Raw genomic sequence first — 14,069 nt, 5'->3', positions numbered from 1 at the left:
CTGCGCTGATCTAAGCCTGTGGGTGTGGGTTTATTCTGGAGCTTCGACGCATGCGCACAGGGATGTTGGCGCTGGCACTGGGCCTTCTATGCCTGAGTGTTCTACCCGTTTTGCCATCGGTCGGGTGGCTGCTTGTAATGGCCCTGACCGCCGTTGTTTGCCTGGCATGGCGAACGTATCCGCTGGGACTGTTTTTCTTGGGTTTGTGTTGGGCTTGTCTGTCGGCCCAGCAGGCGCTGGATGATCGCCTTGCGCCGGAACTCGATGGTCGCATCCTGTGGTTGGAGGGCACCGTTGTTGGCTTGCCATCGCAAGACGGTCGATCAACACGCTTCGAATTGGAGGGCGCGCAATCCCGGCGTGCCATATTGCCGTCACGTCTGCAATTAAGTTGGTTTGCCGGGCCTGGCGTCAGCAGTGGTGAACGTTGGCGGCTGGCGGTCAACCTCAGGCGGCCTCACGGTTTGCTCAATCCCCATGGGCCGGATCGTGAGGCAACCTTGTTGGCCCGGCGCATCGGCGGTACAGGCAGCGTAAAGGCTGGCGAGTTGCTGGCCCCCGCCGAGCGGGCCTGGCGCAGCGATATTCGCCAGCGGTTGATGCAGGCTGATGCGCAGGGGCGGGAGGGGGAGTTGATAGCGCTGGTGCTGGGCGACGGTGCAGGCTTGGCGCGCGAAAGCTGGCAAACACTGCAGGCCACCGGCACCGTGCACTTGCTGGTCATTTCCGGACAGCATATTGGCCTGTTGGCGGGGCTGGTCTACGCATTGATCGCCCTGTTGGCGCGCCTGGGTTGGTGGCCGCAGGCCTTGCCCTGGTTACCTTGGGCGTGCGCGGCGGCGTTTGTGACGGCGTTGGGTTATGGCCTTCTGGCAGGCTTTCAAGTGCCGGTGCAGCGAGCGTGCATGATGCTGGCAGTGGTGTTGCTATGGCGTTTGCGCTATCGCCACCTGGGCATGTGGGTGCCCTGGTTGCTAGCGCTCAATGCCGTACTGCTGTGGGAGCCTCTGGCCAGTCTTCTCCCGGGCTTCTGGTTGTCTTTTGTGGCGGTGGCGGTGTTGATTCTTACCTTCAGTGGCCGTTTGGGGGCCTGGAGTGCATGGCGAGCGTGGGGGCGGGCGCAGTGGTTGATTGCTCTTGGGCTCTTGCCTGTGTTGATCGCGCTGGGGCTGCCGGTCAGTCTCACAGCGCCGTTGGCCAATCTTTTCGCCGTACCCTGGATCAGTCTGGCGGTACTGCCGTTGGCGCTGCTAGGCACTGTTTTATTACCAGTGCCGGTGGTGGGGCAGGGCTTGATCTGGCTCGCCGGTGGCTTACTCGATGGGTTGTTCCGCTTGCTTGGGTTATTGGCGCACGTGCAGCCGGCATGGATACCTGAAGCTCTGCCGTGGCCGCTGTGGTTGTTGATGTGTCTGGGGGCGGTGTCGCTGTTGTTGCCCGCGGGCCTGCCAATGCGGGTTCTGGGCTGGCCGCTGGTGATGCTGGCGGTTTTCGCACCTCGAGAACGAGTGCCTGAAGGGCAATTGGAAGTTTGGCAACTGGACGTCGGACAGGGTTTGGCGTTGGTGTTGCGGACCCGACAGCACGCAATGCTTTATGACGCCGGGCCTGTGGTCGGTGATTCCGATCTTGGTGAGCGTGTGGTCCTGCCTGCCTTGCGCAAAATGGGAGTAGCGAAAATCGACTTGATGCTGCTCAGCCATGCCGACGCCGATCATGCCGGTGGTGCGTTGGCGCTCAAGGCTGGTTTGCAGGTGCAGCGAGTGCTTAGCGGCGAAGCTGCCAAGCACGCTGAAGCGTTGCAGGCGCAGCCCTGTGTCAGTGGTGAGCGTTGGCAGTGGGATGGCGTGAGTTTTTCGCTCTGGCAATGGCAGGGCGCAGGCGACAGTAATCAGGCATCTTGCGTATTGTTGGTCGAGGCGGCGGGCGAGAGGTTGCTGCTCACTGGCGACATTGACGCTGCTGGCGAACAGGCCTGGCTCGAAGACTGGCAGGCGAGCCGTATTGACTGGCTGCAGGCGCCGCACCATGGCAGTCGCACATCTTCGAGCCAGGCATTGCTGACGGCGACGTCGCCTCGTGGCGTGTTGATCTCCAGAGGTCGTTACAACGCATTTGGCCATCCGCACGCATCGGTGATGCAGCGCTACCGGACAAGCGGCATCGAAGTATTCGACAGTGCCCTGCATGGGGCCCTGCGCTTGCGTCTAGGGACGTTTGGCGAACCGCTGAAACAGCGTAGCCAGCGGCGATTCTGGCGCGACCCGAGTTGACGACCTTCGGCAGATGAGCCTCCAAGGGTCCTATGGTAAAGTGGCGGACTTTTTCAAGGGGATGCTAACTGTGTGGGAATTGGTCAAGTCCGGTGGTTGGATGATGCTGCCGATCATTCTGAGTTCCATCGCTGCCATGGCTATCGTCGCCGAGCGTCTCTGGACTCTGCGCGCCAGCCGGGTTACCCCACCTCACTTGCTGGGTCAGGTGTGGCTGTGGATAAAAGACAAACAGCTCACCAGTGACAAGTTAAAGGCCCTGCGTGCCGACTCCCCGCTGGGCGAGATCCTGGCTGCTGGCCTGGCGAACTCCCGTCATGGTCGCGAGATCATGAAAGAGTGCATCGAAGAAGCGGCGGCTCGGGTCATTCACGAGCTGGAGCGCTATATCAATGCCTTGGGTACCATTGCGGCGATGGCGCCGCTGCTCGGCCTGCTCGGTACAGTGCTGGGCATGATCGATATCTTCAGTGCGTTCATGGGCACCGGTATGACCACCAATGCTGCGGTGCTGGCGGGCGGTATCTCCAAGGCGCTGATCACCACCGCTGCAGGCTTGATGGTCGGTATCCCCTCGGTGTTCTTCCATCGCTTCCTGCAGCGCCGTATCGACGAGTTGGTCGTCGGCATGGAGCAAGAGGCCATCAAGTTGGTCGAAGTGGTGCAGGGCGACCGTGATGTCGACCTGGCCGAGGGCAAGGCGTGAAATTTCGGCGCAAGGCCCGGGAGACCGTGGATATCAACTTGGCGTCGCTGATTGACGTGGTGTTCATCCTGCTGCTGTTCTTTGTGGTGACGACTACGTTTACCCGCGAAACCCAGTTGCGGGTCGAGTTGCCTGAGTCGGTCAGTGGCGCGCCTGCGCCCGACGACGAGGTCAAGCACTTGGATATCACCATCAGCGCCGACGGTGTGTATTCGGTGAATAACAACCTGCTGCCCAAGAGCGACCTGGCGACCCTGACCGAGGCCCTGCAGAAAGAATCTGCAGGCGATACCAAGCTGCCGTTGTCGATCAGTGCCGACGGCAAGACCCCGCACCAGGCGGTGGTCACTGCCATGGATGCGGCCGGCAAGCTCGGTTTCAGCCAATTGCGCATGACCACGGTCGAGGCTGCTCAGGGGACACCTTGATGGCGTTAACCGACCGTTTGCTCGATGCCTGGTATGCCGGACATCCCGCACTTGCCTTGCTGCGTCCGCTGGAGTCGTTGTACCGGCGTGTAGTGATGCGCAAGCGGGCGCGTTTTCTCGCAGGGGATAGCCCCAGTTATCGTGCGTCGGTGCCGGTTATCGTGGTGGGCAATATCACCATTGGCGGCACCGGCAAGACGCCGATGATCCTGTGGCTGATCGACCATTGCCGTCAGCAAGGGTTGCGCGTAGGTGTGGTCAGTCGTGGTTATGGCGCCAAACCTGCGCAACTGCCTTGGCGCGTACGTGCCGAGCACAATGCTGCCGAAGCTGGCGACGAGCCGCTGTTGATTGTGCAGCGTAGCGGCGTGCCCTTGATGATCGACCCCGACCGCGCGCGCGCGGTTCAGGCGTTGTTGGCCAGCGAGTCGCTGGACCTGATTCTCTGTGACGACGGCATGCAGCATTACCGCTTGGCCCGTGACCTGGAACTGGTGTTGATCGACGCCGCCCGAGGCCTGGGCAATCGGCGCTGTTTGCCCGCCGGACCGCTGCGTGAACCGGTGGAGCGTTTGCAAGAGGTCGATGCAGTGCTCTACAACGGGGCCACCGCCGATCGCGACGACGGCTTTGCCTTTGTCTTGCAGCCCACGGCGCTGGTCAACTTGCGCAGCGGTGAGCGTAAAGGCCTGGATCACTTCGCTGCAGGCCAGGCTGTGCATGCGGTGGCCGGTATTGGTAATCCGCAACGTTTCTTCAATACCCTGCAGGGGCTAAACTGGCGACCTGTGCCACACCCTTTTGCCGATCATGCCGAGTACAGCGCCCAAGCCTTGAGCTTTGCGCCTGCACTCCCGCTGATCATGACCGAGAAGGACGCGGTCAAATGCCGCGCCTTCGCTGCTGACGACTGGTGGTACCTTGCGGTCGATGCTGTGCCTTCACCGACCTTCCGGGTGTGGTTCGATGCTCAGCTTGATCGCTTGTTACCCGGCTCGCGGCACTCCTGATTCGTTTCTTTTTCCGGCCACTGGCCTGAGGAATACCCATGGACACCAAATTGCTCGACATCCTGGCTTGCCCAATCACCAAAGGCCCGCTCAAGCTCAGTGCCGATAAAACCGAATTGATCAGCAAAGGCGCAGGCCTGGCGTATCCAATCCGCGACGGTATTCCGGTCATGCTGGAAAGCGAAGCGCGCACCCTGACCGATGATGAGCGCCTGGATAAATGACCCCGGCCTACACTGTCGTGATCCCCGCCCGGCTGGCCTCTACACGCCTGCCGGGCAAGCCTTTGCTGCCCATCGCCGGTAAGCCGATGATCCAGCACGTCTGGGAACAGGCGTGTAAAAGCAGCGCCAGCCGTGTAGTGATTGCCACTGATGACGCCGGTATTTATCAGGCCTGCGAAGCCTTCGGCGCGCAGGTGCTGATGACCCGTGAGGATCATGACTCCGGTACTGATCGCCTGGCTGAAGTTGCGGCCAAGCTGGGTTTGCCTGCTGACGCTATTGTGGTCAATGTCCAGGGTGATGAGCCGTTGATTCCACCGATCATCATCGATCAGGTGGCAGCAAACCTCGCGGCGCATCCTGAGGCGGGTATTGCCACCTTGGCCGAACCGATCGATGACGTCACTGCGGTTTTCAATCCCAACGCCGTCAAGGTTGTCAGTGACTGCAATGGCCTGGCCTTGACCTTCAGCCGGGCGCCATTGCCTTGGGCGCGAGATGTGTTCGCCAGCGGCCAGGATACCTTGCCCGAAGGTGTACCTTACCGTCGCCATATTGGGATGTATGCCTACCGTGCAGGCTTTCTCCATGACTTTGTCAGTTGGGGGCCATGCTGGTTGGAGCGCACCGAGTCGCTTGAGCAATTGCGTGCACTTTGGCATGGCGTGCGCATTCATGTGGCTGATGCAATCGAGGCGCCACCTGTGGGCGTTGATACACCACAAGATCTGGAGCGCGTCAGGCGCATTCTGGAGGCTTGATGCGGGTTCTTTTTGTGTGCCTGGGCAACATTTGCCGTTCGCCCACGGCGGAGGGTGTCCTGCGTCACCAACTTCAGGTCGAAGGTCTGAGTGAGCTGATCGAAGTGGCATCGGCCGGCACCGGCGACTGGCATGTCGGCAAGCAACCGGACAGCCGTACCCGTCGTGCCGCGCAGTTGCGTGGTTATGATTTGTCGCAGCAGCGAGCACAGCAGGTTCGGGTTGGGCATTTCGCCGAGTACGACCTGATTCTGGCAATGGACGAGAGCAATCTTGGCAACCTGCGGGCCATGCAGCCTGCTGGCGCGAAAGCGGAGCTCGACTTGTTCCTGCGGCGCTACGACAGCGCGCTGCAAGAGGTGCCAGATCCTTATTACGGTGGTGAGCAAGGATTCGAGCAGGTGCTGGACCTGATTGAAGAGGCGTGCCGCAAACTGGTCATCGAACTCAAAGGACGTCTATGAGTAGGCAGTGGCAGGAGCAGGTTTCGCTCAAGCCTTACAACACCTTCGGTATCGAGGTGAAAGCCCGCTTTTTCACCGAAGCGCACAACGACGACGATGTGGGTCAGGCGCTGGCCCAGGCAGCGGCGCAGGACGTGCCGGTGCTGGTTATTGGGGGCGGCAGCAATTTGCTGTTGACCGCGGATGTACCGGCATTGGTGCTGCGCATGGTCAGTCGCGGTGTGCGGATTCTTGCCGATGATGAGCGCGTGGTGGTCGAGGCCGAGGCGGGTGAGCCTTGGCATCAGTTTGTGCAGTGGACGCTGGCCCAGGGTTTTTCCGGGCTGGAAAACCTCAGCTTGATTCCTGGGACCGTCGGTGCAGCACCGATGCAGAATATCGGTGCCTACGGCGTTGAGATCAAGGATGTGTTCGCCGGGCTGACCGCGTTGGATCGCCAGACCGGCGAGCTGCGCGATTTCAGCCTGCAAGAGTGCGCCTTTGCCTATCGGGACAGCGTATTCAAGCGTAATCCCGGGCGCTGGTTGATCCTGCGTGTTCGTTTTGCCTTGAGTCGAGTCATGCAGGCTCATCTGGATTACGGTCCGGTGCGTCAACGCCTGAGCGAGCAGGGTGTCAGTCACCCGACGGCGCAGAACATCAGCGATGCGATTTGCGCCATTCGCCGCGAAAAACTACCGGACCCTGCAGAGCTGGGCAACGCCGGGAGCTTTTTCAAAAATCCGATCGTAACTGCGGTGCTGGCTGATGCGATCCGTGTGCAGCATCCGGACCTGGTGGCTTATCCACAGGCTGATGGCCAGATCAAGTTGGCTGCGGGCTGGCTGATCGAGCAAGCTGGTTGGAAGGGGTTTCGTGAAGGTGATGCCGGGGTGCACCGGTTGCAGTCTCTGGTTCTGGTCAACTACGGTCAGGCCAGTGGCCTGCAACTGCATCAGTTAGCGCAGAAAATCCAGGCAGATATCTTCGAGCGATTTGGCGTCACGCTCGAGATGGAGCCGAATCTGTTGTAACAAAGCCCTGTCGATTGCATTCATAGCGGCAATAAAAAGCCCCGCCAGTTACCTGGCGGGGCTTTTCATTTCAGCGCAGCTCAGACGAGCGGTTTTTGCTCTTCTGCAGTGTCCAGCGCTTCAGGTTGCTGCTCGACTTCTGCTGCCTTGGCGGCTGCGGCGGCTGCTTCAGCTTCACGCTTGCGGCGACGTACTTCGCGAGGATCGTTTGGTGCGCGGCCGTTTGGCAGCATCACCGGGGCTTCGACCACCACTGGCTCGGCAGCAGGGGTAGATTCCTCAACAGCAGGTGCTGGTTCGCTGGCGACTGGTTGGGCTGCTTCAGCTTCGACTACAGGCGCCTGAACAACTTCTGGCGCGCGTGGTGCTTCGACAACGGGCTCTGCCACAACAGCAACTTCAACCGGCGCTTCAACTGCTTGCTCGGCAACCGCTTCGACAACCGGCTCAACGCGTGGCTCAACGACTGCCACAGGCTCGCTGACCGGTTGCTCAACAACTGGAGCAATGCTTGCTTGCTCGGCTACAACCGGTTTCGGTGCTTCAACCACAACCGGTTCGATTGCTGCTGGCTCGACCGCTTCAACCGTTTCTGCAGGAACGACCTCAGTGGTTGCTGGGGCAATCACTGGAGCTGCTTCTTCAACGGCAGCAGTCGCGCGCTCTGCCTGGACGTTGGCCTGGGCTTCGGCATCAGCGCTGATGTTGCTGGTTGCAACTGCAGCGGTAACGGCCAGGCCGGCTGCCAGTTCGGCCCCGGTAGGCTCGTTGCCTTCTTCAGCGCCGTCTTCGGAGCCTTCAACCACATTTCCGTTGGCGTCACGCTGGCGCTCACGACGGTTGCTACGGCGACGCTGACCACGGGAGCGGCGACGTGGGCGTTCGCCCTCGGTGCCTTCCTGGTTGTCGTCCTGCAGCAGTTCTTCGTTAGGCAGTTGCTCTTCAGCCGCTTCAGCGGTTTCGATAGCCGGGCTTGGCTGGCGTTCTTCACGTGGTGGGCGTGGTTGACGCTCTTCACGCGGGGCACGTTCTTCGCGAGGCGCGCGCTCTTCACGAGGCGTACGTTCTTCGCGGGGTGCGCGTTCTTCACGCGGCTGGCGCTCTTCACGTGGAGCACGCTCAGGGCGCTCTTCGCGCACTGCCGGGGTAGCGGTGTCGAGTGCTTCGCGCAGTTCGCGGACCGGGCGTTCTTCGCGAGTACGGCGATCTTCACGCGGGGCGCGAGGCTGGCGTTCTTCGCGAGGTTGACGTGGTGCGCGCTCTTCGCGGGCCTGGGTTTCTTCACGCGCTTCGCGTGGTTGACGCTCTTCACGCGGTGCGCGCTCTTCGCGTGGCTTGCGCTCCTCATCGCGACGGCCGTTGCGGTTGCGGCTTTGCTGGCGACCGTTGCGGCGTTCTTCGTTGCGCTGTGGGCGCTCGGTGGCCGGCTTCTCGGCAACTACAGGCGCTGCAGCAGGTTCGTCCTTGCCGGCGAACAGGCTGACCAGCGACTTGACCAGGCCTTTGAACAGGCTTGGTTCAGGCGCGACGTGGGCCGGTGCGGCAGGTTGCTCCGCAGCGGTCGGAACCGGTGCATTGGCACGCGCTGGAGCGGTCTTGACCGCAGCTTCCTGGCGAACCAGGGTGCGAGTCGCTGCAGTCGGCTGAGCCTCTTCGGTCTCGGTTGCGGCGATTTCGTAGCTGGATTGGCTGCTCTGGGCTTCCGGGCTATCGTCGCGCAGGCGCTGCACTTCGAAGTGTGGGGTTTCCAGATGGTCGTTCGGCAGAATGACGATGCGTGCACGGGTACGCAGTTCAATCTTGGTGATCGAGTTGCGTTTTTCGTTGAGCAGGAAGGCTGCAACCGGAATCGGCACTTGGGCGCGAACTTCGGCGGTGCGGTCTTTCAGGGCTTCTTCTTCGATCAGGCGCAGGATCGCCAGCGACAGTGATTCAACGTCACGGATGATGCCGGTGCCGCTGCAGCGTGGGCAAACGATACCGCTGCTTTCGCCGAGGGAAGGGCGCAGACGCTGACGAGACATCTCCAGCAGGCCAAAGCGCGAAATGCGGCCGACTTGTACGCGGGCGCGGTCGGCTTCCAGGCATTCGCGGACCTTTTCTTCGACGGCGCGCTGGTTCTTGGCTGGGGTCATGTCGATGAAGTCGATGACGATCAGGCCACCGATATCACGCAGACGCAGCTGGCGGGCGATTTCTTCAGCCGCTTCCAGGTTGGTCTGCAGTGCGGTTTCCTCGATGTCGCTACCTTTGGTGGCGCGTGCCGAGTTGATGTCGATGGACACCAGTGCTTCGGTTGGGTCGATAACGATCGAGCCGCCAGACGGCAGTTCGACCACGCGTTGGAAGGCAGTTTCGATCTGGCTTTCGATCTGGAAGCGATTGAACAGCGGGACGCTGTCTTCGTACAGCTTGATCTTGCTGGCGTACTGCGGCATCACCTGGCGGATGAACGTCAGGGCTTCTTCCTGGGCGTCGATGCTGTCGATCAGCACTTCGCCGATGTCCTGGCGCAGGTAGTCGCGAATGGCGCGGATGATGACGTTGCTTTCCTGGTAGATCAGGAAAGGCGCAGCGCGGTCCTGGGAGGCCTCTTTGATGGCAGTCCACAGTTGCAGCAGGTAGTCCAGGTCCCATTGCATTTCTTCGCTGCTGCGGCCAAGGCCAGCAGTACGTACGATCAGACCCATGTCGGCAGGAGCAACCAGGCCGTTCAGGGCTTCGCGCAGTTCGTTGCGCTCTTCGCCTTCAATGCGGCGGGAGATGCCACCGGCACGCGGGTTATTTGGCATCAGCACCAGGTAGCGGCCGGCGAGGCTGATGAAGGTAGTCAGGGCTGCGCCTTTGTTGCCGCGCTCTTCCTTCTCGACCTGGACGATGACTTCCTGGCCTTCGCTGAGTACTTCCTTGATGTTCACCCGGCCTTCCGGGGACTTCTTGAAGTATTCGCGGGAGATTTCCTTCAGCGGCAGAAAGCCGTGACGTTCGGAGCCGAAGTCGACGAAGGCGGCTTCCAGACTAGGTTCTATCCGGGTGATCCGGCCTTTGTAGATGTTGGCCTTTTTTTGCTCGCGCGCACCAGACTCGATGTCCAGGTCGTAGAGGCGTTGGCCGTCTACCAGAGCTACACGCAACTCTTCAGGTTGAGTCGCGTTAATCAGCATTCTTTTCATGTAATACCGTCGGTTTCCGGGCTGCCGGAAACGGCGTTCGGCACACACGACTTCTCACGGTCGGTGTCAGGTGCGCAAGGGGTGGCGGGCCACCCCCGTGTCCAGCGACTGTCGAGCCAGACTGGTAACCCAGTACTGCCGAAGTCGCGACGACGCGTCCTGCTTGCTGTGGTGTCAAATGCACTCAGACAGGAGGAGGAATCAGCCTTCGGCCGTGGACGCCCCAGGGGCATCTTGATCAAGACCGGGTCCGGTCGCCAGGCCAGGAGGCCTATGGACTGAACGCAGTACTACACGGTCCGACGGTTGTGCATCTCCACCCTACACGTATCCCTGATAATTCGGGTGCTGCCGCGCGCTGAATCCGCAACGGGTTGCATTTTCGCCAGCTCCATACGGGAGCCCGCGCCTTTGTATGTTCAAGGCTGGTATTTCCGAAGCTTTCACCATGACTGCGTGAAACTGACGGCACTGACAGAGTGGCATCGAAAAAAACATGGGGGAGGGCAAAACACCGCTCTTGTCGTTTTTTATCGGTCTTCTCTGCACGGCGCTGGTGGCGATTCCAGGCAACTCTGTAAACTGGCAAAAGCCCCGTCGGACGGCCTCGCGTCCTCGAGATTTTGCGTCGGTCAGGGCCGGCTAAAAGCCGTGAGTCCGCTGGCCAGCCGCTTTTGGCGGCGTTCGCGACTATAGCAGCAATCATTAAGTGCTTCAAATCCATAAAAAATTGTTATGATTGGCAAATGACGACTAACACCCCTCCGACCTCCGGCGTCCAGCTGATCGAGGTCGCCCCGGAACTTGCCGGGCAACGAATCGATAACTTCCTCATCACTGCGCTCAAAGGTGTGCCCAAGACCTTGATTTACCGTATTTTGCGTAAAGGCGAAGTGCGTGTGAACAAGGGGCGGATCAAGCCTGAGTACAAGTTGCAGGCTGGCGATATCGTGCGCGTACCGCCCGTTCGTCTGCCTGAGCGCGATGAGCCTGTACCGGTGGCCCAGGGCTTGCTTCAGCGCCTGGAGGCAGCGATTGTCTACGAAGACAAGGCCTTGATCGTATTGAACAAACCCGCAGGTATCGCCGTGCACGGCGGTAGCGGCCTCAATTTTGGTGTGATCGAAGCCTTTCGTCAGATGCGCCCAGATGCCAAGGAGCTGGAGCTGGTCCATCGTCTGGATCGCGACACCTCGGGTCTGCTGATGATCGCCAAGAAACGCAGCATGTTGCGCCACTTGCATGTGGCGTTGCGCGGTGATGGCGTCGATAAGCGCTACATGGCCCTGGTCCGCGGCCATTGGGCCACGGCGAAGAAACAAGTTAATGCGCCCTTGCTCAAGAGCAACCTGCGTTCCGGCGAGCGCATGGTCGAGGTCAATGACGAGGGCAAGGAGGCGCTCACGCTGTTCCGCGTCCTGCGTCGTTTCGGTGAATTCGCCACCATTGTCGAGGCGCGCCCGATCACCGGGCGCACCCACCAGATCCGCGTTCATGCCCTGCATGCCGGTCATTGCATTGCCGGTGACAGCAAATATGGTGATGAAGACTTCAGTCGAGAAATCCGCGACCTGGGTGGCAAGCGCCTGTTTCTGCATGCCTATGCGCTGACCGTGCCACTGCCTGACGGTGGTGAGCTCAAGCTCGAGGCGCCGGTTGATGAAATGTGGTCCAAGACTGTGGAGCGCTTGAGTGCGGCGTGATTACGATCTGCTGATCTTCGATTGGGACGGCACCCTGGCTGATTCAATCGGGCGTATCGTCGAGGCAATGCATGTGGCTGCCGGGCGTGCCGGACATGCAGTCTGCGCTGATGACGCCGTCAAGGGCATTATCGGCCTGGCGCTGCCTGAAGCCATCAGCACCTTGTATCCGCACTTGAGTGACGATCAGGTGGCGGTGTTTCGGCAGCACTATGCTGATGTCTACATGACTCTTGATCAGCAGCCGTCGCCCCTGTTCGAGGGTGTGGTGGAATCGTTGGAGTCATTTCGTCTCCAGGGCTACCGTCTGGCGGTAGCGACGGGCAAGGCTCGACGCGGGTTGGATCGGGTGTTGCGGGCCAATGGTTGGCAGGATTATTTCGATATCACCCGCGCTGCCGATGAGACCCGTGGCAAGCCTCATCCACAGATGCTCGAGGAAATACTGCTGCATTGCCAGGTCGAGCCAGGTCGTGCGCTGATGGTTGGCGATTCGGCCTTCGATTTGTTGATGGCGAGCAACGCCGGCATGCATTCGGTGGCCGTTGGCTATGGCGCCATGTCGCCGCAAGCGCTGGGCGCATTCGGGCCGCAGGTCTGTATTGATCATTTTTCACATTTGCAGGCCTGGCTGAGCCGGTCGCCTGCGGCAGCAATTCCAAGGTAGGTGAGCATGGCTGACGAATGGAAGGCGCCAAGCGCCGAAAGCGGCGAAGAGCAGAAAAGCTGGAAGCTGTTGGAAAAAACCCTTCTGGCGGGTGTGCAGGAGCAGCGCCGGGCGCGGCGCTGGGGCATCTTTTTCAAGTTGCTGACCTTTGCCTACCTGTTTGGCATTCTGGCCTTGTTCAGCCCGCTGACGAGCATGGACAAAGCCGCTTCACGCAGCGTCAATCACACTGCGGTGGTTGAGGTGCGCGGCGTGATTGCCGATCAGGAGCCTGCCAGTGCCGACAATATCGTTGGTGGCTTGCGCGAAGCCTTCAAGGACGCGAAGACCAAGGCGGTCATTCTGAGTATCAATAGTCCAGGCGGCAGTCCTGTGCAGTCGGGCTACATCTATGACGAAATTCGTCGTCTGCGTGCTGAGTATCCGGATATCAAGCTGTATGCGGTGATCAGTGATCTGGGGGCTTCCGGCGCGTATTACATTGCCAGCGCTGCAGATCAGATCTACGCCGACAAGGCCAGTCTGGTCGGTTCCATTGGTGTTACTGCGGCCGGTTACGGTTTTGTCGGTACCATGGAGAAACTCGGTGTCGAACGGCGCACTTATACGGCGGGTGAACACAAGGCGTTCCTTGATCCGTTCCAGCCGCAAAAGCCCGAAGAAACCGCGTTCTGGCAGGGCGTGCTGGAAACCACGCACAAGCAGTTCATCGCCAGCGTCAAGCAGGGCCGTGGTGAGCGCTTGAAGGACAAGGAACACCCTGAGCTGTTCAGTGGCCTGATCTGGTCTGGCGAGCAAGCCGTGGCGCTGGGGCTGGTTGATGGGCTGGGGAGTGCCAGTTACGTGGCGCGTGAGGTGGTGGGTGAAAAGGAGTTGGTCGACTTCACGGTTGAAGAGTCACCCTTCGACCGTTTCTCCAAGCGCCTGGGCACCAGCATTGCCGAGCGCCTGGCAATGTGGATGGGCTTTCAGGGGCCATCGTTGCGCTGAGGCGCATTGAGTGAAAAGCCGGCCTTGGTGCCGGCTTTTTACATTGTGCGACTTGTACGACATGCAGCGAGTCAGGGGAGGCAGGCGCCTTCGCTCAACAGCATGTCTACCAGACGGATCAGTGGCAGGCCCACCAGGCTGGTGGCGTCTACGCCATGGGTGCTCTGGAACAGACTGACGCCCAAGCCCTCGGCCTTGAAGCTGCCAGCGCAGTCGTAGGGCTCTTCGGCGCGCAAATAGCGCTCGATGCGGGCCAGGTCCAGTTCGCGCATATTGACGGTGAAGGGGATGCAGTCGACCTGGCAGTCGCCGGTCTTGCTGTTGAGAAGCGCCAGGCCGGTAAGAAAGGTGACATGGTTACCGCTGGCGGCCAGTAATTGCTCGCAGGCCCGCTCGAAGGTGTGTGGCTTACCAAGTATTTGTTCGCCGAGCACGGCAACCTGGTCGGAGCCGATGATCAGGTGGTCGGGATGGCGGGTGGCAAGGGCCATGGCTTTTTCCCGGGCCAGGCGCTTCACTAGGTCTGCGGCGGGCTCGTCGGGCAGGCGCTGTTCGTCGATATCAGGGGACGCCCAGCTGAAAGGGAGGCGCAAGCGTTCAAGCAATTCACGCCGGTACGGTGAGCTGGAAGCCAGTAATAAAGGCAGCATGGTAAAC

The 14,069-nt window shown here is 60.5% G+C and carries 13 protein-coding genes; 11 read left to right on the top strand and 2 right to left on the bottom strand.

The genetic code is table 11. From position 1 onward, the window contains the following. The first annotated feature begins 50 nt into the window (after positions 1-50). The 8 genes from V0R60_RS23875 (at position 51) to murB (ending at position 6,879) form a co-directional block, all read left to right on the top strand. Positions 51-2,273 carry a DNA internalization-related competence protein ComEC/Rec2 gene (locus V0R60_RS23875; RefSeq protein ID WP_330080809.1) on the top strand — a complete coding sequence of 741 codons (2,223 nt, stop codon included), beginning with the start codon at positions 51-53 and terminating at the stop codon, positions 2,271-2,273. A gap of 70 nt (positions 2,274-2,343) precedes the next feature. Next, positions 2,344-2,979, top strand: coding sequence for a MotA/TolQ/ExbB proton channel family protein (locus V0R60_RS23870; protein ID WP_038608555.1), 636 nt, complete (start codon positions 2,344-2,346; stop codon positions 2,977-2,979). Continuing rightward, on the top strand, positions 2,976-3,407 hold the full coding sequence (locus tag V0R60_RS23865) for an ExbD/TolR family protein (protein ID WP_136475168.1): 432 nt from the start codon (positions 2,976-2,978) through the stop codon (positions 3,405-3,407). Before V0R60_RS23870 ends, V0R60_RS23865 begins: the two co-directional genes overlap by 4 nt. Continuing rightward, positions 3,407-4,417 (top strand): tetraacyldisaccharide 4'-kinase, encoded by a 1,011-nt coding sequence (gene lpxK / locus V0R60_RS23860; protein ID WP_136475169.1) that lies wholly within the window; start codon positions 3,407-3,409, stop codon positions 4,415-4,417. Before V0R60_RS23865 ends, lpxK begins: the two co-directional genes overlap by 1 nt. 38 nt (positions 4,418-4,455) lie before the next feature. Continuing rightward, on the top strand, positions 4,456-4,641 hold the full coding sequence (locus V0R60_RS23855; RefSeq protein ID WP_003247142.1) for a Trm112 family protein: 186 nt from the start codon (positions 4,456-4,458) through the stop codon (positions 4,639-4,641). Continuing rightward, entirely contained in the window at positions 4,638-5,402 is a 765-nt protein-coding gene (gene kdsB / locus V0R60_RS23850) for a 3-deoxy-manno-octulosonate cytidylyltransferase (RefSeq protein WP_136475170.1), read from the top strand. Before V0R60_RS23855 ends, kdsB begins: the two co-directional genes overlap by 4 nt. Beyond that, complete coding sequence (locus tag V0R60_RS23845; protein ID WP_330080808.1) at positions 5,402-5,866, top strand: low molecular weight protein-tyrosine-phosphatase; 465 nt, start codon at positions 5,402-5,404, stop codon at positions 5,864-5,866. The genes kdsB and V0R60_RS23845 overlap by 1 nt, the downstream gene beginning before the upstream one ends. Further along, positions 5,863-6,879 (top strand): UDP-N-acetylmuramate dehydrogenase, encoded by a 1,017-nt coding sequence (gene murB, locus V0R60_RS23840; RefSeq protein ID WP_330080807.1) that lies wholly within the window; start codon positions 5,863-5,865, stop codon positions 6,877-6,879. The genes V0R60_RS23845 and murB overlap by 4 nt, the downstream gene beginning before the upstream one ends. Before the next feature lie 80 nt (positions 6,880-6,959). Here murB and rne read toward each other — a convergent pair whose 3' ends face one another. Next, complete coding sequence (rne, locus tag V0R60_RS23835; protein ID WP_330080806.1) at positions 6,960-10,052, bottom strand: ribonuclease E; 3,093 nt, start codon at positions 10,050-10,052, stop codon at positions 6,960-6,962. Positions 10,053-10,798: 746 nt separating this feature from the next. On the opposite strand from rne, the gene rluC reads away from it, so the two are divergent. From rluC to V0R60_RS23820, 3 genes are read left to right on the top strand one after another with little or no spacing between them, the layout of a single operon-like run. Then, positions 10,799-11,755: a 23S rRNA pseudouridine(955/2504/2580) synthase RluC gene (gene rluC / locus V0R60_RS23830; protein WP_330080805.1), complete on the top strand. Its 957-nt coding sequence runs from the start codon at positions 10,799-10,801 to the stop codon at positions 11,753-11,755. After that, positions 11,745-12,422 carry an HAD family hydrolase gene (locus V0R60_RS23825; RefSeq protein WP_136475175.1) on the top strand — a complete coding sequence of 226 codons (678 nt, stop codon included), beginning with the start codon at positions 11,745-11,747 and terminating at the stop codon, positions 12,420-12,422. The genes rluC and V0R60_RS23825 overlap by 11 nt, the downstream gene beginning before the upstream one ends. Positions 12,423-12,428: 6 nt before the next feature. Beyond that, positions 12,429-13,412: a S49 family peptidase gene (locus V0R60_RS23820; protein ID WP_330080804.1), complete on the top strand. Its 984-nt coding sequence runs from the start codon at positions 12,429-12,431 to the stop codon at positions 13,410-13,412. 71 nt (positions 13,413-13,483) lie between these two features. Here the strand turns inward: V0R60_RS23820 and V0R60_RS23815 are convergent, their stop codons facing one another. After that, entirely contained in the window at positions 13,484-14,062 is a 579-nt protein-coding gene (locus V0R60_RS23815; protein WP_330080803.1) for a Maf family protein, read from the bottom strand. Positions 14,063-14,069: the final 7 nt, after the last annotated feature.

Origin of the sequence: Pseudomonas auratipiscis, from assembly GCF_036324085.1 — a bacterium.
GTDB classification, from domain to species: domain Bacteria; phylum Pseudomonadota; class Gammaproteobacteria; order Pseudomonadales; family Pseudomonadaceae; genus Aquipseudomonas; species Aquipseudomonas auratipiscis.
Note: the sequence above shows the minus strand (reverse complement) of the source record. Positions and strands in the feature narration are given on the sequence as shown.

Excerpts from the sequence above, each read along its gene's own strand:
- V0R60_RS23875 (WP_330080809.1), top strand. The coding sequence starts at position 51 with ATGCGCACAGGGATGTTGGCGCTGGCACTGGGCCTTCTATGCCTGAGT.
- lpxK (WP_136475169.1), top strand. The coding sequence starts at position 3,407 with ATGGCGTTAACCGACCGTTTGCTCGATGCCTGGTATGCCGGACATCCC.
- V0R60_RS23855 (WP_003247142.1), top strand. The coding sequence starts at position 4,456 with ATGGACACCAAATTGCTCGACATCCTGGCTTGCCCAATCACCAAAGGC.
- kdsB (WP_136475170.1), top strand. The coding sequence starts at position 4,638 with ATGACCCCGGCCTACACTGTCGTGATCCCCGCCCGGCTGGCCTCTACA.
- V0R60_RS23845 (WP_330080808.1), top strand. The coding sequence starts at position 5,402 with ATGCGGGTTCTTTTTGTGTGCCTGGGCAACATTTGCCGTTCGCCCACG.
- murB (WP_330080807.1), top strand. The coding sequence starts at position 5,863 with ATGAGTAGGCAGTGGCAGGAGCAGGTTTCGCTCAAGCCTTACAACACC.
- rne (WP_330080806.1), bottom strand. The coding sequence starts at position 10,052 with ATGAAAAGAATGCTGATTAACGCGACTCAACCTGAAGAGTTGCGTGTA.
- rluC (WP_330080805.1), top strand. The coding sequence starts at position 10,799 with ATGACGACTAACACCCCTCCGACCTCCGGCGTCCAGCTGATCGAGGTC.
- V0R60_RS23820 (WP_330080804.1), top strand. The coding sequence starts at position 12,429 with ATGGCTGACGAATGGAAGGCGCCAAGCGCCGAAAGCGGCGAAGAGCAG.
- V0R60_RS23815 (WP_330080803.1), bottom strand. The coding sequence starts at position 14,062 with ATGCTGCCTTTATTACTGGCTTCCAGCTCACCGTACCGGCGTGAATTG.